Source organism: Okeania sp. SIO2C9 (assembly GCF_010672455.1).
In the GTDB taxonomy this organism is placed as follows: Bacteria; Cyanobacteriota; Cyanobacteriia; order Cyanobacteriales; family Microcoleaceae; genus Okeania.
The window spans coordinates 1-18,605 of record NZ_JAAHGO010000113.1; the positions used below are offsets into that span (position 1 = coordinate 1).

Consider the following 18,605-nt stretch of genomic DNA (forward strand, 5'->3'; position numbering starts at 1 on the left):
TAGGAATAGGGATAACACCAACAGTGTTGGGCGATCGCTCTCTAAAAATTATAGCGTTAGCGGAGCTTTGCGTCAGCAATCGCTATATTTACTATGCACTATATATGGTGTATTTGCGTAAGTCCTGTTAATATTAAGTGTGCCACTGCTCTATAAAACTGATACAAAGCGTCACATAACGTTACAAATTGATGTTTACTTCCTGCTGTACGTACGTTGCATGCAACGTCCCTACCGTCGGCGGTTACTCATCCACAGGCATTGACGGGTCTTGCCCAACCGCATCTCTGCACTCTATACTTACATTTAAGTCTTTGTCAATTAACATAACTAAAAAAGTCCTCAAACCCTTACTACGCCGTTCCTAGTAGGGAGCGGGATTTCTGGAGAGCTCTATATCTATATAGATAGGGCTTGATAGATAGGGCTTGCTGATTAATTCTAAAAGTATTGACAGATAAAGACTTTAGCGTTTTTAGCTTGAAAAAAGTATCAGCTTTTCGGTGGAAAGAGCTGCAAAAAGCTAGTATTGTAGGAGAATTATGGCCAAAAAGATTGAGGGACAATTTTTCCGACTATCTTCTCTATAATTCCCATTTCTCCTGTCTTCCCCTCCTGGGAGGGGGAGGGGCGAGGGGTGGGTTGTATCCTGTCTCCTGTCTCCTACCCTTACCCATAAGACTTTTTCAGCAAACCCTAGATAGACTGCCAGAAATGCTTAAGCAGCGATTAGTGCAGAAGATACAAATTTCACCCTCGTTACTACTTGCGTGTGAGAACTAGCGTATTATGTCGCGCTCCGTATCGCAAATTGTTAACCAAGTCAAAACTCCCTACTCCCTAAACCCCAAAGAACGTACTGCTATATCTGGAATTACCCTGGAGGCCACTGCATTTGACGACCTCCAAGAATATGAAGATGTAAATGAAAAACAGTTTGACCAGCTTCAGCTCCATTATTGTTAAACTAAGCCAGGCAAGTTACCTTGACCGACTCGTCTTCAGAACCGGACGTGAGACTTTCACCTCATCACGGCTCCTCTCTTAAACGTCCCTTGTCATGGGTACACCCCTACTTCAGTATCAACATATCGTCAATCCATAAATAATATTCAGGTAAGTCCTGCGGCTTAAATTTTGGATATGTCTTATTGTCTGATGCAGTTTTACTGTCGTGGCAATGTCGGTGCAACAATTGTTTGTTTTTATATGTGTTGTCACCACCTTTAGACCTTGGTTTTATATGGTCAACTTCAATTAGGTCAGTTGGTCTAAAGGTTAGTCCACAAGATGCGCATTTACCTTTTTGTCGCTTAAGTAGCGTTGTTACTTCCTTTCTTACGCCTGGATGTTTACCGATTCTGCTACCCCAATAAGTCCAGTCACCGTCATAAGGGGATTTATTACCTTTAACTTTGATGTGCCTTATAATAGGTATATCTGAGTGTCGGTTTAGTATATACTCACCGTCGTTAAGTAACCAATTTCTAGTCTCTTTGCAGCGAGGGAAATACTTTTTCTTTACCCATTTAGCCGACTTATTTGGATGCCTTCTACTTGCCCATCTCCATATTCTTGCCCATAGGAGGTTATCTATTTTGCTGAATACCTCTTTACTGGCGACGGCTGAGAAGTAGTTAGCCCATCCTCTGATTACCGGATTTAACTTAGCTATTAGAGCTTTAGTCGGGGCGGTTTTATTCTTATCAAATATATCCGCCAGTTTTCGATAATGAGTTTTTATACTCTTAGAGGACGGTTTAATCAGCGTCTTAAATCCTTGTTTGGTTGACTTTACCTTCCATTGCCTGACTGTAAAGCTAAGAAAGTCAAATCCAGGTTTGTTCCCTTCATATTCTTCTAAGGTGTGGACAATTTTGGTCTTTTCTGGTTTTAGCTCTAATCCTACCTGGTTTAACCACTCCTGTATTACGGCTTTTGCTTGCAGAACTACTTTGATGTCTTCATGTAGGATAACGAAATCATCAGCGTAGCGTACTATGGTAAGACTTTGACATTTACTTTTCCAACCTTTTTGATTACCTTTTTTGTTTTTAAGGTCTATAGTTTTGGCAAATTCCATTAGTCTTTCCTCCATACCGTGCAGGGCGATGTTTGCTAGTAAGGGTGAAATTACCCCGGACTGTGGTGTACCTTCCACAGATTCTAGGAATTGATTGTTGTCCATCACTCCAGACTTTAACCATTGTTTAATTAGTCGTCTGTAGGGAGATTGACCTATCTTTCCTAGAAGTGCATCGTGGTTAATTCGGTCAAAACACTTAGATATATCGGCATCTAACACATATTTAGGTTTATGATTGATGCTAGTGTGTATGGCTACGATGGCATCATGCGTTGACCGTCCTGGCCTAAAACCATAACTGTTAGGTTCAAAGTGTGCCTCCCATTCTGGTTCCACACCCAACTTAACCAAGGCTTGTAACGCACGGTCGTACATTGTTGGGATTCCAAGCGGTCGCTTCTCATCCCTTCCTGGTTTTGGTATCCAGACTCTGCGGGTTGGACTTGCTTTGAGGTATCGCGTATTTAATAAGTCAACTAGGTTAAATCTCTGTATTGGTGGTAGATTTTTGATTCCATCTATACCCGCAGTTTTCTTCCCCTGGTTATCCTGGGTCACGCGCCTAACAGCTAGCAACCTAGCGTAGTAACTTTTGGTCAGAAGTTTTTGGTACTTACGCATCTTGCGGATTTCGCCACGGCTGGATGCTCTGTAAATTAACTTTTGCAACTTAAATACATATTTTTCTACCTTCTTCCAATTAATATCTTTCCATTTAAGGTTAGGATTGATACTAACTTGATTCGGTATATCGTCTGTATCCCATGCCACGCTTAAAAAGCGAGTGCGTAATTCTGAGGTCTCCTCAGAATGTAAGACGCACTCAAGAAATGGTCTAGGATTTCCTAGTTTTCTTTTTAGTGTTTTAGCTTTATTCATAGCTAATTGTTACTTTACATTACGTCTAACAGTGGATACGTCTGCAAATTAATGCTTATTATCCAATCCTACTCTCCCTAAGACCTACGTCCGATTGCGTAGATTGACCTTGAATGGCTTCCTAAGTTATCGACCTATATTCTTAGGTGTCTTAGAGAGGTTTTCTCGTTCCCTTATTCCTTTTATTACGGCTAATTTAGTGGGGTAAAATCTCCCGGAGGGTTCGGTATGGTTGCTGATAATTCCGAAATTATGAAATTATCCATTGACCCCCTGACTTTCGTCCTACATTCCATAGTTACCTTTGGAATGGTTTCGTGTAACGAGAGTTTAATTACCTTCCTGTTCGTCCACTTGTCAGCCTTTGCTTGCGGTATCGTTCTTGGTAACTGGTATTTTCCCGCTTTTAGGCCAGCTTCACCAGTTTGATATTCAGTCTCACCAGTGTGGCCTATGCTGTCAACCCAACAACAAGGCGGATGGAATTTCACCACCAAGGTAATAAGAGTTATTCACAAGTCGAGGTTGTCCTCATGTGGTGACTTGGAACGGCCATTTATACCCAGTTTCCTGGTTTAGTGGCCAACGAGTCACACAATCACCACACGATAGCCATTTTCAAGTCCTGCTTCTTGAGCAACTCGCTTGGCGGTCAGCAATAAATGCCCCATCAAACTATGGTCTTCAGGTGAAGCATCAGCTAACCTGGGAATAGGCTTTTTCGGAATCACGAGGATATGAACAGGAGCTTGAGGATTAATATCTTTGAAGGCGAGGGCCATATCATCCTCATACACAATGTCCGCCGGAATCTCGCGCCGGATAATTTTACTGAAAAGAGTATCTTGCTGGGTCATTTATCTATATTCAAACAACTCACTATATAAATTAAAGAATAAAGGAATATGTTAGCTAGAGTCTGGAGTGCATCAATAATTGGCATTGAGGCCGTAAAAGTGGGTGTGGAAGTCGATGTATCGGGGGGACTGCCGAAAGTTGTCGTTGTGGGATTGCCAGATGCAGCAGTTCAAGAATCAAAGGAAAGAGTCAAAGCTACTCTCAAAAATTGCGGTTATGCCTTCCCCATGCGGAAAATTCTGGTTAATCTCACCCCCGGAGATTTACGCAAAGAGGGTCCGAGTTTTGACTTACCTATTAGTATCGGAATTTTGGCTGCCTCGGAACAAGTTAATGCAGACCTGCTCGGAGACCATCTATTTTTGGGAGAAGTTTCTCTTGATGGTACATTACGACCAGTAGCTGGAATTTTACCCATTGCCGCAGCAGCAGAAAAAATGGGAATTAGCGGGTTAGTTGTGCCTGCTGCTAATGCAAAGGAGGCGGCGGTAGTTAAGGGGTTATCGGTTTATGGATTTGACAATATATTTGATGTCACGGATTTTTTGAATAATCCCACTAACTTTTCTCCTGTAGAAGTAGATATTGCTGAGATTTTGGCAAAACAACAATTTTCTGGTTTAGATTTAAAAGAAGTTAAAGGACAAAATCATGCTCGTCGTGCTTTGGAAATAGCTGCTGCTGGGGGGCATAATTTGATTTTTGTTGGCCCTCCTGGTAGTGGGAAAACAATGTTGGCGCGACGTTTACCGGGAATTTTGCCTCCGTTGAATTTTGAGGAGGCGCTGGAAGTGACTCAAATTTATTCGGTGGCGGGGTTGTTGAAAGATAAGGGGAGTTTGGTGAGCGATCGCCCATTTCGTAGTCCCCATCATTCTGCTTCTGGGCCTTCTTTGGTGGGTGGAGGGAGTTTTCCGCGACCGGGGGAAATTTCTTTATCTCACAGAGGGGTATTATTTTTGGATGAGTTAACGGAATTCAATCGCAATGTTTTGGAATATCTGCGTCAACCGTTGGAAGATGGGGTGGTGACAATATCCCGCACCCGAATGTCGGTGGAATTTCCGGCTCAGTTTACTTTGGTTGCCAGTACAAACCCTTGTCCGTGCGGTTATTATGGAGATCCTATTCAACAATGCACTTGTTCGCCACGGCAACGAGAGCAATATTGGGGAAAACTTTCGGGCCCGTTGATGGATAGGATAGATTTGCAGGTGATAGTTAGTCGGTTGAAACCGGAGGAAATTACGAGGCAGGACACTGGGGAAGGGTCTGTTGATGTGAGGGAGAGGGTGAAAGTTGCACGCGATCGCGCTCGGTATCGGTTTCAGGATGAGGTTGGTTTAAGTTGTAATGCTCAAATGCAGAGTCGTCATTTTCGCAAGTGGTGTAAGTTGGATGATAGTAGTCGAAATTTGTTGGAGGGAGCGATTAGGAAATTGGGGTTGTCTGCGAGAGCGAGCGATCGAATTTTGAAGGTAGCGAGGACTATTGCTGACTTGGCAGGGGATGAGGAGTTGAAACCTGCTTATGTTGCTGAGGCAATTCAGTATCGGACTATTGATCGGATGCAGTAGCTTTGTAGGTTGGGTTGAGAAACGATCTTCGGAGCTTATCCTCCGGATAAACCCAACAGATTAGGTTTTTGGTTTTTGTTCCCAGTTAACCAAACCTATAGTAGTATGATTACTGACTAAAGTAGAATTGAGCGATCGTTCGTCTTGAAGTGTTGATTATCTGAGCGTCTCGGTCACCCACGGGAGCAAGATGTTCATCCACTATATCTAGTAGGGGCGCCATTCGGAGCTTTGCGTCAGCAAATGGCCATTTGCCCTACAGATGAGGTATAATTTGATATTTTGCGTAAGTCCTGTATGTTTCATTAATGGATAATATCATGTTCGGTTGAATACTTATAAATAATTGTTGTGAGGAGTTAGGAGGACCGAGTCAGGAGTCAGGAGGGAAGAAAGGAGGAATGCATAGGAAATATGGGAGATGGGGTATTGATAATTTTAGTATTTCTTTGGTACTGTCAGCCCTTAAATTTTATTTATAACTGACCTGTCCGAACATAATATAATTGATAATGGATAATTGATAATTACCTCGGGTTTTAACCGTTACGGAATTGAATATAAGGAAATATTATTTCTTTTCTTGGTCGATTGGATATGGCTCCGAGACCCGCTCTTATCAGAGCCGCTCCGAATTGCGCCATCCCTCAACCGCTTTTTTTCCCTTTAAAAGGGGAGGCTTCAAGGCGCGAATTATTTAATTATTAATTAGTTAATTATTCGGTAACAATTCCCAATGAATATTAGTTTAAATTCAGAACAAGTTGACTTCATCCAACAAAAATTAAAAAGTGGCAGATATCAAGATGCCAATGAAGTTATTGTCGAAGCTTTTAGATTATTAGAAGAACGGGATAGAATCTATCAAATATGGATATAAGAAACTCAAGAAAAAGTAGATATAGCTATTGAAGAAATCAGGCGAGGTGAAGGAATATACAGAGAAATAGTCGTTAATCAGTTGAAAGAAAAGTTACGTCAACCTCGTCAAAAATAAGTATTATATGAATCGCTATATTATTGCTCCCTCTGCTAGTAAAGATTTAAACGAAATTATAATAGTAGGCAGCTCCCAAGGGGGGCAATTGCGAAGCCAATGCCGTCATGCTATATGGCCATTTGCGTTCCAAAGCTGACGCTAACGCCCGTACAGAAGTCAGAAGTTATTTTTGTAACGGGGATTTGAGCAACTCTCCAAAAACCTGATCGCCTTAAAAGGCGGGGTTGCGCGACCCAATTATTTTGATAACCTTACCTCTGATCAAAACAGTATATCTGGCCACATATCAAATCATTCCTAAATTCCCCAGCAACAGATAACCAAAAAAGTCAAAACTGGGAGGAGCGATCGCGAAACTAATAAAGTCTTGGTTGGCAACCTGAAATTCCAGATTCGTTCAATTCAATTATCCTCAGATTTCATCAATACTGTTTTTAGTGCCAAACTCCCTGTAATCTTCGCATCAACAGTGGCTAATTTCAACTCATAATAAATGGTAGCAACAAGAAATCTGTTTGGGGGGTCTTGACAGAGTAGTGTAACCTGGCAACTTCAAATAGCAATCGCATCATTCATTAAAACTTCACGATTTTATTGGGTTGATCGAGCTAAGTTAACCCAGATAACGGGATTAAGCTGTAAAGACATCCATCCTTTTTCTGCCAAAATGAGTGTTTCCCAAATGCTAATTGGACTCAACCAAAGTTTATTGTTATGATCGGCGATCGCCCTCTGAAGTTGGAGCGATAAACGTTGGTCGCTGAGTAAATACCAAAGCAAAATTTGGGTATCAAATAAAACTTTCACTCCAAAGTTCATTCTTTGGTCTTTTACTCTCAGTATACTTACAGATAACGAAAATTAATTTTCTACTTTTTCCGGATTTTGCTATAGTGTGAGTTTGACTTTCAGTAGATTCAACAATTAGGCCAATAAATTTCAGAGTTTTATAAAGCTTTGATGAAATTATTCAATTTTCTACTACTTTACAAAAACTTCATAAATTATATTTGATATTTAAGGCTCAAACCCCCAACTAGAGATAACTATAGCGATTTAAAATACCTAAAGTATATTTTTTGTGCTTCATATTTTTCACTTAAATCTTACTACAAATGATTTCAGGTAATGATTGTTGTTCACCTTCCTGATGCTTGTAACTAAACAAAATTGTATGCCTTCAATAAAGTAGTAAAACTATAAATAATAATAAAAGCCATAAAACCATATATATGTCTATATCACTTGATATTTGCCTATTTATCATTAAATTAGCACTATCAATCTAATTCAATAAACCACATAATTAACAATTTTTAAGAGCAAAAATTTTTTTTTTCATAAACAGAACTTATACTATTGATAATGTGTATCAAATATTTTAGGAAAAACAATATTCTTGAGGTTGAAGCTAATTATGAAGCTTTGATGAAGTTCAGTAGAAGTACTTGCAGTTGAAGTAAATTTTGCATTATTATTTTTGTGATGTACATAATTAATAAATAATTCCTACTCTATTTTTTTTGAATAGGGGATAAAAGTAAGCTAGTTAAGGCTTACTATATATATGCTTACTTTTGATATGCGGGAGGGCTTATGTTAAGACAAAATAATTTAATTCATGGTTCTTATTCTACTTTTGAGCGTGAGCGTAAAAATAGTAAGACCAAGAAATTAGTATTAAAAACATTAATATTTACAATCATATGTGGAGATGCTCTATTTTTAACTGGAGCTATTGGATATCATTTGTATAATAAATGGGTTATAGCTAATCAACCTATATATCCTACGGAAAATTCTTCGATATCTCCTACAGAAATTCCTTGGCTCAAAACTAAAGAAGAATGTGAACATACTGGTAGAATCTGGCAAGAAGAAAAATGTCTAGATAGCGAACATAATCATTTATTTTAAATATTTTAGTAGCTGTATTCAGCTAACTAATTGAACAAAAAAACTTTTATGTATAGCATTTCAACTTGAGGCATAAGAAAAGAATTAAATGTTTGAGGTTAAAAGGAACAGGAAACAGTGAAATAGAAGAAGTAAAGTTCTTACTAGAAAAGAAATTACTGGGAATCAAGCAATAGGAAATCCCTATAATTAAGAGCAACGGAACTTTAGTAAGGATTAATTTTTTCCTCAAGTAAGTGTTTCTGTCTCGAACATATCTTAATATCTGATTGATAAAGTAAATATTAAGAGGCTAAGTTCCTTGCTATACTTGGGGTTTGAAAGTTATTGTCCAGTAATACCTGAATCCCTGAGAGTTAGATTACATAAGGGTTTCAACTAAGTTTAGAAATAAGATATTAAATATTAAAGATAAAATCACTAAGAGTTTTATATCTAGATAATTGTGTTAATTTTACTATTAGTAAATTATGGAAAATTTTGTTAAGTGAGTATTTACAACTATTAATATAACTAATATTTGACAAAACTTAACTAGATGAAAATTCAGTAAAGATACTGAATTTTTATTGTTTTTTTTAGGCTTTCACTATTCTGAGTTCACAACTAAAAAAGGTAATTTTGAATATTTGATTTGATGAAGTTCAAGATAGGAAGTTAAAGGATGAATTAGATATAAACAGGGGGAACAGGAATCTCTTCAAACTTGAGGCAATGAATCAGTAGACCAATTGAGTCCTTCAACATCTCATTGGAAAATAGTGAAAAACAACGAAGCAATGGTCAGCATAACTAGCCAATTTCAAAAACTTGTGTTAGCGGTTACATTTAGCACTCTGTTACTAAATATTATTAGCAGAAGTCCAGCAAAAGCAGCAACTTTAACCTTAAATGCAACTGTAAATTCATCTCGTGTATCTACATTAGCTTTTACAGATTTCCAAATAGTATTTGAGGATACAGGAGATGGATTGTTTCAATCAATGGAACTGTTCAGTTTTAGTGGCGTTACGATAGGACGACGTGATAGAAACGAGGAAGTTTTTTATGATGTACTTCGTGGGATACCTACTCTTCCTGGTTTTTCTGTAGGAAACGCTTCCAACTGGCAATTTAGTTCGACTACAGTTAGTAGTGGTGTTGGAGTTGTTAATGAAGCATGGACTTATAAAATTACGACTGTTAAGAGTGTCCCAGAACCCGCTACGACATTAAATTTAACAACACTTCTAGGCTGTGGAGCCTTAATCAAACGAGGAAATTCCCGAAATAGATAGTTAGCTAGGCCACTACCTAACAATTTTCTTTAGACTTGTAGAAAAGATTTAATATCACCAGGACTTACGCAAAATATGAAAATATACACCACTTGTAGGGGTTAACGGCCGTTAACTCCTACTAGATATGCTGGCTCTCCGTAAGTCCTGATCACTTTTAACGTAGAGCCAAAGCTAAGACCAACAGTTTTGATTTTCGTTGAAGATGAATTGGCGGTAAATTAGTGGGACTCGATGTCCCACTAATTTACAATATTATTCTGGGGTTTTTTGGTTTTCAATGTACTTTTTCAAAGTGGAAATTGTTACCCCACCGCAATTCGCAATAAAATAGGAACCATTCCAGAGAACATCGCATCCAGTAAATAGCGTTAAAATGTTGCTGAAAATTCTTTTCTTAATCGTAGGCTTGTAACTGTTTTAACGTTATTAACTAGCTTGCTTAACATAACGTTGGGATGATACTGAAACTTTTAGGTGAACGTGGTTTTCTTCCCCATTAAATTCTACTAAGAACGCATTCCCATTTAATTAATAATTCTTCCAAAATTTCATTTAAGCGAGCCAGCATTGATGCTGTAAAAACATCTTTCCTGTATTTGGTTGTTAAGATTAAATGGGCCTTTAAATCTGACACTGAACGACCACTTGATACAAAATTCGATTGCATAGTAGTTGTCATTTTCAAAAATGGGGGACAATTCCTAACTATTTTGACTGTCAAAGCCGTTAGCGCAGCTCCTCTGAAAGAGGCAAATGCTGGAGGTGAAAACTATCGCAGTGAACCCCAAAAATACCAGCCAAGACTGCTCAAACTGTGGGGAAAAAGTCCCGAAAGAATTATCCCAAAGAACTCATTCTTGTCCGCACTGCGGTACAGTAATAGACCGCGATGTAAACGCGGCGATAAATATAAAAAATAGGGCGGCAGGGCATTCCGTCCTTAAAGCACGCGCTTGTCCGACGGAGTACCGGGACTGTGAAACAAGAAGCGCACACTAAGCTGAAGCTATAGTGTGGGAGTATGTCACCTGAAACTTGACATCCTCCCGACGCTGCACTTGCGTGACAGCGCGGGATTCCTAACCATCGCTGATTAGGTTTTTCTGCTTCAATGCACCAGCCTCCAAGGTCGATCGAGTCTCTTTTCGGTCTTACAGTCGCTCCACAGACTGACACTGCTAGCCCAGCAGCCATATTTTAAGTCTAACACACTATTGAAAAAACCGCAAAATTGATTGGTTTTTCCTGCGGAATGCTGCGCAAACATGCCCTAGCTCCCCTTCGGGAGAGCGCGGGTCTTCAACCAACGTTGAGATAAATAATTATTCAGTAATTCAAACCTGGAGTTTAGACTAAATAGTTGAGGATAAAATCAAGGAAAGGATTGAAAAAATTTAGACCATCAACAGAAGTAAGAAAAAAGGTTCAGTGAAGGAGGTTGACAATTGGTCTAATTTTCCAACCACTTGCAATACTGATTGGTATTACTTATTTCACTCCTACTTGTCAAATTCTTTTGTCAGCAATCATCTCAGGTAAAAGTCAAAAATAACCATAGTTGCACTTTGGTGAAGACTAGTTATAATACGAAAGAGATTTCTCTGTTTCAAAAGAATTATGGGCAAATATTTAGATTAGGAGATGTACAGAAAAATTAATTAGGGAATAAAAAAATTAGAAACTTGGTGATTCAATTGTTTTATTCAGATAATTCCTAAAATTTACCTAACTTGAAATAAATAATCAATCCTTCTGAATAATAATTTCATCGCCAAAATTAAGAATAAAATACAGAAAAACTAACCAGCAAAAAAAATTAGAACAGATAATTTCAGAATCAAAATCTGAAGCCTAAGAAAAAAGGCTGGTAAGGCTGGGAATTTAAAGATAACACTTACTTATGGAAATACCATTTGACATAACTCTGCTGATCATCCTGACTGTAATCAGTGGTATAGCAGCCCAAGTTCTGGCAGCCTACCTGAAAGTACCTGCGATAGTCTTTTTACTACTATTTGGTATTCTAGTAGGCAAAGATGTTTTGGGAGTGGTACATCCAAACCTACTAGGTAATGGTCTAGAAGTGGTAGTATCCTTATTTGTAGCCCTCATTCTCTTTGAGGGAGGCTTGAATTTGGAACTTAGAGAATTAGGAAAAGTTTCCGGTAGTATCCGCAACTTAGTAACCATAGGTACACTGGTAACCTTAATTGGTGGTGGCATGGCCGCTCACTGGTTAGGTGAGTTTCCCTGGCCGATCGCATTCCTTTATGCCTCATTAGTAGTAGTTACGGGGCCAACTGTGGTAGGGCCATTGCTCAAACAGGTTTCAGTAGACCGACAAGTAGCGACCTTGTTGGAAGGAGAAGGAGTTCTCATCGATCCTGTAGGAGCAATTCTGGCCGTATTGGTACTGAACATAGTTATAAATGAAGGTGCTGACCCTCTAGGATTATTTAGGGACCTAGTTGTGCGCTTGGGAATGGGGACTATTATTGGCGCAGCAGGAGGCTGGATTTTAGGATTCACGCTCAAAAGGGCAAAGTTTCTGTCTGAAGAATTAGCAAATCTGGTAGTTTTGGCGGCTCTGTGGGGAATGTTTGGTCTAGCAGAAGAAGTCCGCAGTGAATCAGGATTGATGGCCACAGTAGTAGCAGGAATTTTCGTTGGGGCAGCCGAAATACCAGAGTTACGATTATTAAGGCGGTTTAAAGGACAACTAACAATGCTGGCCGTTTCAGTATTGTTTATTTTACTAGCAGCAGACCTATCCTTAGCAAGTATCGTTGCCTTAGGTTGGGGAAGTGTATTTACAGTTTTGAGTTTGATGTTCCTGGTTCGCCCTCTTAATGTATTAATCTGTACTTGGAATAGTAAGCTCAATTGGCGACAAAAGATTTTTGTCAGTTGGGTTGCCCCCAGAGGGATAGTTTCAGCTTCAGTTTCTTCCTTATTTGCTATCTTGTTAACTCAGAAAGGTCTCAACGGTGGTGACTCTATCAAGGCTTTGGTGTTCTTAACTATTATTATGACGGTATTTAGTCAAGGGTTGACTGCAAGATTCGTGGCTCAATTTTTGGGAATTACTTCTAGTGCAGCCACTGGTGCTGTTATTGTCGGTTCCAATCCTCTTTCCCGATTAATTGGACGTCTATTTAAGGATAGGGGTGAATCAGTGGTATTGATAGATACAGATGAGGAGGCTTGTCAGCAGGCAGAGAAGGAAGGTTTACAAGTATATAAAAGTAGTGCCTTCGATACTAATGTTCTAGAAGAGGCCGGTTTAGAATCAGTAGGAACTTTCTTAGCAATGACTAAGAATGAAGAGGTAAATTTAGTTTTGGCTCAAAGAGCAGCAGAAGAATTTAAGCCACCAAGAGTATTAGCTATTTATCCGAAAAGTCCCCAGCAGAAAGGTCAAAATGGTAAAGAGAAGGTTCAACAAGCGTTTACTTTAGAGTTAAATCTCAAAAGTTGGAATCAATATCTTTCTGACAGAGAAGTGAAATTAGGAGAAACAGTGCTTAAGCAATTGGGATTTGAGTTTCAAAAGACTCACCTTAGGGCACTTATTAGAGCAGGAGAGTTAATGCCAGTTTTGATTGAAAGGCAAGGAAGTCTTCAAGTTTTATCTGCCATGGAAAATTGGCAACCAGGCGATCGGATTATTTATTTGTTACATGACCCTAAACCTAAGCTTCTCAAACTACTATCTGGAGCTCAACAATCAACTTTAACTATTGAAAAACATCCAACTGTTGAAGAGGTACCTATTCCTTCTTCGGTTCTCGAATCTGAACTCTGATAGTAAGCATTCAGCTATTAGCAGTCAGCTGTCAGCAATTAGTGTTGATATAACTAAATTTTCAAGTTAAAAATAAGCATGAGCTACTGTCTTAACTCTGAATGCCGAAAGCCATATAATCCCTCCGATAATCGATTTTGTCAGAGCTGCGGAGCTAAGTTACTTTTGGGCGATCGCTACCGTACTATTAAGCCTATTGGTCAAGGTGGCTTTGGCAAAACTTTTCTGGCTGTGGATGAGTATAAACCTTCCCGACCCCGGTGTGTGATTAAACAATTTTTTCCTCAAAATAGTGCTAATGCGGAAAAAGCTGCTGAGTTGTTTGGTCGGGAAGCTATCAGACTTGATGAGTTGGGTCAACATCCTCAAATCCCAGAATTAATGGCTCATTTTCAACAAGGTGAGCAACAATATCTCATCCAAGAATTTATTGATGGGCAAAATTTAGAGCAGGAATTGGTTGTTAATGGGGTTTTTACTGAAAATCAGATTCAGGAGTTACTTTGGGATTTGTTGCCTGTGTTGGAATTTGTCCATGAACGGCAGGTAATTCATCGGGATATTAAGCCTGAAAATATTATTCGGCGCAACTCTATTACGCTTCCTGATGGTGGAGGGGAAATTAAAGGCCAGTTGGTGTTGGTAGATTTTGGAGCTAGTAAGGTAATTACGGAATCTTCTCTTGGCCAAACTGGAACGATGATTGGTAGTGCGGGATATGTTGCTCCGGAACAGTTAGCGGGGAAGGCGGTTCCTGCTAGTGATCTTTATAATTTGGGGGTGACTTGTATATATTTGTTGACTCAAGTAGCACCTTTTGAGTTGTTTGATGTGCTTGAGGGTCGTTGGGTTTGGCGACAATATTTGCAGTCTCCTATTAGTGAAGAATTGGGGATTATTATTGATAAGCTTTTGGCTCCGAATATTAATCAAAGGTATCAGTCTGTAGAGGAGGTTTTAAAAGAATTAGAGTCGGTAAAATATCAGAAAAGTTTTGCCTCTGCAAATTTTCAAACAATAGGAAATAATCCTTCTTTGTTAACAAAAATGCTTGGGGGAATTCCACAAGTTATTAAAGGTCGAATTATGCAAGAATTTGGGAAAACTGAGGCAGCGATCGCTTCTTATGATCGTGCTATTTCTATTCGACCAAATAATTATGATGCTTGGTATAAGAAGGCTGAAGTTTGTTATCAGTTGAAGCGTTATGAGGAGGCGATTTTTTGTTATCAAAAGACTGTGAAATTGCAGCCTAATCATTGGCAAGGGTGGCGAAGTTTGGGGGTGTTATTTTATCAATTGCAAAGATATGAAAAGGCTGTGGAAAGTTATTTTAAGTCTTTGGATATTGAGGGGAATCAACCGATGGTTTGGTTATGGTTGAGTTTAGCAATTAAGAAGTCTGGAGATGAGCAAAAAGCACAGATGTGTTTGGAGAAGGCGAGGGAATGTTTACCAAAAAGTCCGGTGGAAACTTCACAGATTTTGTGGCAAGCTTGGGAGAAATTAATTCGGTAGTTTGGAAGGAAGAAGGAAGACGGAAGGATTGAAAAAAAATTATAGCAATTCCCATATTTATGAGGTAGATTTACGCTCCCCCTAAATCCCCCTTAGAAAGGGGGACTTTGAAGTTTCCCCCTTTTTTAAGCAGTTCCCCCCTTATTAAGGGGGGTTAGGGGGGATCTAAAACTGTACTTCATAGGTTAAAGAATTGCTATAGTTGGGGTAGTATCAGAAACAATAATCATTTAAATGTTCTGCTGATTTAAAATTAATTCTGCTTGTTCCACTTCTTGACGTAATTCCTCCAAATTATGCTCTTCATAAAAAATATAAATCCCCCATTTATTCATCATTTCAATCATTTTAATCCGAGAAACACCTAAAATTTTTGCAGCCCTACCACTGCTAATTTCGCCAACTTCTAATAAAGCCATTACATATCCTTCTTTCGCTTTTTGTAAAGCCTTTTCTCTAATCTCACTTGAGAGCTGAATATTTTCCAAACCTTCATCGGAAATTGTTAAAGCCATCTTCAAATTATCCTAATTTTACAGTTTAACTTTCTACTTACAGCGTATTCCACTTTGGTGAGGTACAATCATGCGTTTGGTGAGGTACAATCATGCGAGCAAGATGCTCGCACTGATAAGATTTAATTATTAATATCTGTACTTCTTATGGGAAGAATTTGCTGTAAATCACACTCTACTTTTCTTTCTGACTTATTTTACTAGAGACTTAAAAGCTCAAAATCACTGATATTTTTCAAAACAAAACTATTATTTTCTTTAACCAAATCTCCCGAACAAGATACGGGCAAACGTTCTTGGTAAGCCTTAATCGCTAAAATATAATCTCGGTCAAATAATTCTGTTTCAATTTTTTTTAGTTTGTTAATAACAACCCCCATTAAAGTAATCTCTCCACTCAGTTGATCGCCTTGAGGAGATTTAATTTCTACAATTAGCCCTTGTACTTCCAGGTTAGGCAAATTAGTAATTAATTTCTGGATAATTTCTAGTTGTGACTTTTCCTCTATCTTGGCTAAATTTTCCACAAGCAAATTCATCGTGATTGGAAAATCTGATACCTCTGGATGTAGCGGTAAAACTAAAGTAAAATTAGAAGATTCAATAGAAATTTTTACCCAAATAATAGTCTGGCTTTCAATTCGTCTTTGCTGCTGCCAACCTTGATTTGTTAAATAATTAGCCACAGTTTCAGGTTGTATATTTTTGAGTAAATCAATATCTTTAACAATTAAATTCATAGCCTTTCACCTCTGATTTTTTTTTGCATAATGAATTCTAATTTAGTAGGAGTAAACAGATTATTTCTAGGGATTGAAACTGTAATGCTTTCCCGATTTTCTGTAGTTGCAGCCCCCTCTAAAGATAACCAATAACCACAACGTTTTAGACAAAGGGATGCCTCCGTTTGTTGGAGCAATTCATTAACCTGTTTCGGAACAATAACAACAATCAAAATAATTGCAGGATAACGATTTATTATACTCAATTCATTATAGTTCTTGATAGGCAAAGGATAGCGGATTAAATTATTACTAAAAACATCTCTTTAAGTACATTTAACTTGAGCATAAAGAATGGGAAAGTTTTGTAGTTGGGGCGATTTTAATCCAGTAATAATTAAATCAACTCCCAATTGATCTAAAGGTGTAGTAGTTCTTTCACAAACACAACCTACAACAGTTGCAACTGCCCGAATATAAGCATAACTAAACTCCTCTTTTTGCAGATTAATTTTCACTTAATAACCTTGATAAATAAATTATTGTATCAAGAGAAAATCAAACTATTGTGGTTGAGGAAATAGCCTTCAACAATGAATAATGAATAATGAATAATGAATAATTACCTCTCCTTGAAAAGAAGAGGATTGACTAATAATGAAATTTTTTTTTATTATCCCCTTAAAAGGGGAGGCTTTAAACCACAATTTTTCGGTAAAAAACATGGTAAAAAACCACAAATTAGCAAGGGCAATAAGTGATGCCAACTGGTCCGAGTTAGTCAGGCAATTAGAGTACAAAGCTGAGTGGTATGGACGGGAACTAATAAAAATTGATAGATATTTCCCCAGTTCGCGCGCGTTGCTCTAATTGTGGTTATGTAGTAGAGAAATTGCCTCTAAATATAAGAGAGTGGGATTGTCCTGAATGTGTTACTCACCATGACCGTGATGTTAACGCTTCGATAAACATTTTGGCTGCGGGAGGAGCAGTGTCAGTCTGTGGAGCGCGCTTTTAGACCCGAAGGGAATAAATCCCAGAAGGCGGGTGCTATGAAACAGAAAGCCCCTAACAGCGATGCTAGAGAATCCCGCGCTCTCCCGTAGGGGAGCGTCGGGAGGATGTCAATGACTGTTGTTTGCCATAATTTTTTATCATTTTTCATAGCCTCTAAAAACTCTTTCTCAGCTTCATTTATTTTCCCTTGTCGTAGTAATGAAAATCCAATACTTCCATGAATTGAAGAAAGACTAGAAGTAAAAGGATCGGTAAAGCAACTTTTACAAGGTTTACCCAGATGTTTGTCGATTGAATCTATTCCCTTTTTATATTGTTTAATTGATTCAGTATAGTTACCTAATTTAAAATAAATTAACCCTAGTCGTTGATACGAGAGATGAGAATATCGAGTGTAGGCATTTTCCAAAGATCGGGCGTAATCATTGTCAAAATTTTGAGACTTTTGATTTAGAGACTTCTTCAGAGAATTAATTGCTTTCTTATATTTTTTTGCACCAAAGTAAGCTTGATGTATTGGGTGATAAATACCTGGAAAATCTCCTGATATTAAGCTTCTCTCACAAGCTTTAACTGCCTTTTCCCAAGCTTCGGCAATGTTATAACCTTTACATATAACAGATGAAGGAATTCCAGGGGAATTTTTTTTAAATAATTCAATTTTTTCTAAGTCTTCTATAATGGCTTTTTTATCTGCTGTAGATATAGGCTTATCCGATGTTTCTATAGCTTGAATGAATGTTAAAAAAGGAAAAATTTCTCCATCTGATGTTTTTTCTGTTATTTCTCTTCGATTAGGAGAATTAACCCACGAATCTTGCCCTAAAGCTGAGGGAATAAAAAATTTCTTTTGACTAAAACTTTCCAGAGGATTACCAATAATAGAAACTAAAGTAATTATTGCTGTTGTTGTTAACTGATAAAGCTTCATAATTAACACTCCTTTAAGTTGAAAAAATAATTCACCAGAATATAGCTATACACAATTTAGTTATTAGCGCTTCTGAAATAGACTGCTGCAAAATTGAGCCTCTCCAAGTAAGTAAAAACTCCTATTGCCATATACGCAATAAAACCATCGAAGCATCAATGAGCAAAAACTCCTATTGCGACATACGCAATAAAACCCGAAGCATCAATGAGCAAAAACTCCTATTGCGACATACGCAATAAAACCCGAAGCATCAATGAGCAAAAACTCCTATTGCGACATACGCAATAAAACCATCGAAGCATCAATGAGCAAAAACTCCTATTGCGACATACGCAATAAAACCACCGAAGCATCAATGAGCAAAAACTCCTATTGCGACATACGCAATAAAACCATCGAAGCATCAATGAGCAAAAACTCCTATTGCGACATACGCAATAAAACCACCGAAGCATCAATGAGCAAAAACTCCTATTGCGACATACGCAATAAAACCA

General features: G+C 38.2%; 11 protein-coding genes and 7 pseudogenes. 9 read left to right on the top strand and 9 right to left on the bottom strand.

Annotation, left to right across the window (positions count from 1 at the left end):
• Positions 1–874: 874 nt before the first annotated feature.
• From F6K23_RS37115 to F6K23_RS37125, 3 genes and pseudogenes are all read right to left on the bottom strand, one after another.
• A pseudogene (locus tag F6K23_RS37115) lies at positions 875–961 on the bottom strand (HIT domain-containing protein); the annotation flags it as partial.
• A 111-nt stretch (positions 962–1,072) separates the two neighbouring features.
• Positions 1,073–2,965 (bottom strand): group II intron reverse transcriptase/maturase, encoded by a 1,893-nt coding sequence (ltrA, locus tag F6K23_RS37120; RefSeq protein ID WP_293165733.1) that lies wholly within the window; start codon positions 2,963–2,965, stop codon positions 1,073–1,075.
• Positions 2,966–3,561: 596 nt separating this feature from the next.
• Positions 3,562–3,822, bottom strand: a pseudogene (locus F6K23_RS37125) (histidine triad nucleotide-binding protein); the annotation flags it as partial.
• A 48-nt stretch (positions 3,823–3,870) separates the two neighbouring features.
• Here F6K23_RS37125 and F6K23_RS37130 point away from each other — a divergent pair.
• The gene (locus tag F6K23_RS37130; protein WP_293165735.1) at positions 3,871–5,400 is read left to right on the top strand and encodes a YifB family Mg chelatase-like AAA ATPase; all 1,530 of its coding nucleotides are present in this window, start codon (positions 3,871–3,873) and stop codon (positions 5,398–5,400) included.
• Between the two features lie 736 nt (positions 5,401–6,136).
• The gene (locus F6K23_RS37135; RefSeq protein ID WP_293165737.1) at positions 6,137–6,280 is read left to right on the top strand and encodes a type II toxin-antitoxin system ParD family antitoxin; all 144 of its coding nucleotides are present in this window, start codon (positions 6,137–6,139) and stop codon (positions 6,278–6,280) included.
• Positions 6,281–6,991: 711 nt separating this feature from the next.
• Here the strand turns inward: F6K23_RS37135 and F6K23_RS37140 are convergent.
• On the bottom strand, positions 6,992–7,219 hold the full coding sequence (locus F6K23_RS37140; protein ID WP_293165738.1) for a type II toxin-antitoxin system VapC family toxin: 228 nt from the start codon (positions 7,217–7,219) through the stop codon (positions 6,992–6,994).
• Positions 7,220–7,996: 777 nt separating this feature from the next.
• Between F6K23_RS37140 and F6K23_RS37145 the strand changes: the two genes are divergently transcribed.
• Positions 7,997–8,317, top strand: coding sequence for a hypothetical protein (locus F6K23_RS37145; RefSeq protein WP_293165740.1), 321 nt, complete (start codon positions 7,997–7,999; stop codon positions 8,315–8,317).
• 761 nt (positions 8,318–9,078) lie between these two features.
• A complete protein-coding gene (locus F6K23_RS37150) occupies positions 9,079–9,594 on the top strand; it encodes a hypothetical protein (RefSeq protein WP_293165742.1) in 516 nt (171 codons plus the stop codon).
• Between the two features lie 255 nt (positions 9,595–9,849).
• On the opposite strand, the pseudogene tnpA reads toward F6K23_RS37150, so the two are convergent.
• Positions 9,850–10,264, bottom strand: a pseudogene (tnpA, locus tag F6K23_RS37155) (IS200/IS605 family transposase).
• 28 nt (positions 10,265–10,292) lie between these two features.
• Between tnpA and F6K23_RS37160 the strand changes: the two are divergent.
• The 3 genes and pseudogenes from F6K23_RS37160 to F6K23_RS42510 form a co-directional block, all read left to right on the top strand.
• Positions 10,293–10,596 (top strand): annotated as a pseudogene (locus tag F6K23_RS37160) (zinc ribbon domain-containing protein); the annotation flags it as partial.
• 901 nt (positions 10,597–11,497) lie between these two features.
• The gene (locus F6K23_RS37165) at positions 11,498–13,402 is read left to right on the top strand and encodes a sodium:proton antiporter (RefSeq protein WP_293165744.1); all 1,905 of its coding nucleotides are present in this window, start codon (positions 11,498–11,500) and stop codon (positions 13,400–13,402) included.
• Between the two features lie 78 nt (positions 13,403–13,480).
• Positions 13,481–14,920 carry a tetratricopeptide repeat protein gene (locus F6K23_RS42510; protein WP_367267929.1) on the top strand — a complete coding sequence of 480 codons (1,440 nt, stop codon included), beginning with the start codon at positions 13,481–13,483 and terminating at the stop codon, positions 14,918–14,920.
• 230 nt (positions 14,921–15,150) lie between these two features.
• On the opposite strand, the gene F6K23_RS37180 is transcribed toward F6K23_RS42510, so the two are convergent.
• The 3 genes and pseudogenes from F6K23_RS37180 to F6K23_RS37190 form a co-directional block, all read right to left on the bottom strand.
• Positions 15,151–15,435, bottom strand: a complete 285-nt coding sequence (locus tag F6K23_RS37180; protein ID WP_293165746.1) for a UPF0175 family protein — start codon at positions 15,433–15,435, stop codon at positions 15,151–15,153.
• Positions 15,436–15,635: 200 nt separating this feature from the next.
• A complete protein-coding gene (locus tag F6K23_RS37185) occupies positions 15,636–16,175 on the bottom strand; it encodes a hypothetical protein (RefSeq protein WP_293165748.1) in 540 nt (179 codons plus the stop codon).
• Positions 16,172–16,675 (bottom strand): annotated as a pseudogene (locus F6K23_RS37190) (DUF4365 domain-containing protein). The gene F6K23_RS37185 and the pseudogene F6K23_RS37190 overlap by 4 nt, the downstream one beginning before the upstream one ends.
• 187 nt (positions 16,676–16,862) lie before the next feature.
• Between F6K23_RS37190 and F6K23_RS37195 the strand changes: the two are divergent.
• Positions 16,863–17,263, top strand: a pseudogene (locus F6K23_RS37195) (RNA-guided endonuclease TnpB family protein); the annotation flags it as partial.
• A 218-nt stretch (positions 17,264–17,481) separates the two neighbouring features.
• Here the strand turns inward: F6K23_RS37195 and F6K23_RS37200 are convergent.
• A pseudogene (locus tag F6K23_RS37200) lies at positions 17,482–18,105 on the bottom strand (tetratricopeptide repeat protein); the annotation flags it as partial.
• A gap of 256 nt (positions 18,106–18,361) precedes the next feature.
• On the opposite strand from F6K23_RS37200, the gene F6K23_RS37205 reads away from it, so the two are divergent.
• A partial coding sequence (locus F6K23_RS37205) for a hypothetical protein (protein WP_293165750.1) occupies positions 18,362–18,605 on the top strand: 244 nt, incomplete at its 3' end.

Excerpts from the sequence above, each read along its gene's own strand:
- F6K23_RS37145 (WP_293165740.1), top strand. The coding sequence starts at position 7,997 with ATGTTAAGACAAAATAATTTAATTCATGGTTCTTATTCTACTTTTGAG.
- F6K23_RS37140 (WP_293165738.1), bottom strand. The coding sequence starts at position 7,219 with ATGAACTTTGGAGTGAAAGTTTTATTTGATACCCAAATTTTGCTTTGG.
- F6K23_RS37135 (WP_293165737.1), top strand. The coding sequence starts at position 6,137 with ATGAATATTAGTTTAAATTCAGAACAAGTTGACTTCATCCAACAAAAA.
- F6K23_RS37130 (WP_293165735.1), top strand. The coding sequence starts at position 3,871 with ATGTTAGCTAGAGTCTGGAGTGCATCAATAATTGGCATTGAGGCCGTA.
- F6K23_RS42510 (WP_367267929.1), top strand. The coding sequence starts at position 13,481 with ATGAGCTACTGTCTTAACTCTGAATGCCGAAAGCCATATAATCCCTCC.
- ltrA (WP_293165733.1), bottom strand. The coding sequence starts at position 2,965 with ATGAATAAAGCTAAAACACTAAAAAGAAAACTAGGAAATCCTAGACCA.
- F6K23_RS37185 (WP_293165748.1), bottom strand. The coding sequence starts at position 16,175 with ATGAATTTAATTGTTAAAGATATTGATTTACTCAAAAATATACAACCT.
- F6K23_RS37165 (WP_293165744.1), top strand. The coding sequence starts at position 11,498 with ATGGAAATACCATTTGACATAACTCTGCTGATCATCCTGACTGTAATC.
- F6K23_RS37180 (WP_293165746.1), bottom strand. The coding sequence starts at position 15,435 with ATGGCTTTAACAATTTCCGATGAAGGTTTGGAAAATATTCAGCTCTCA.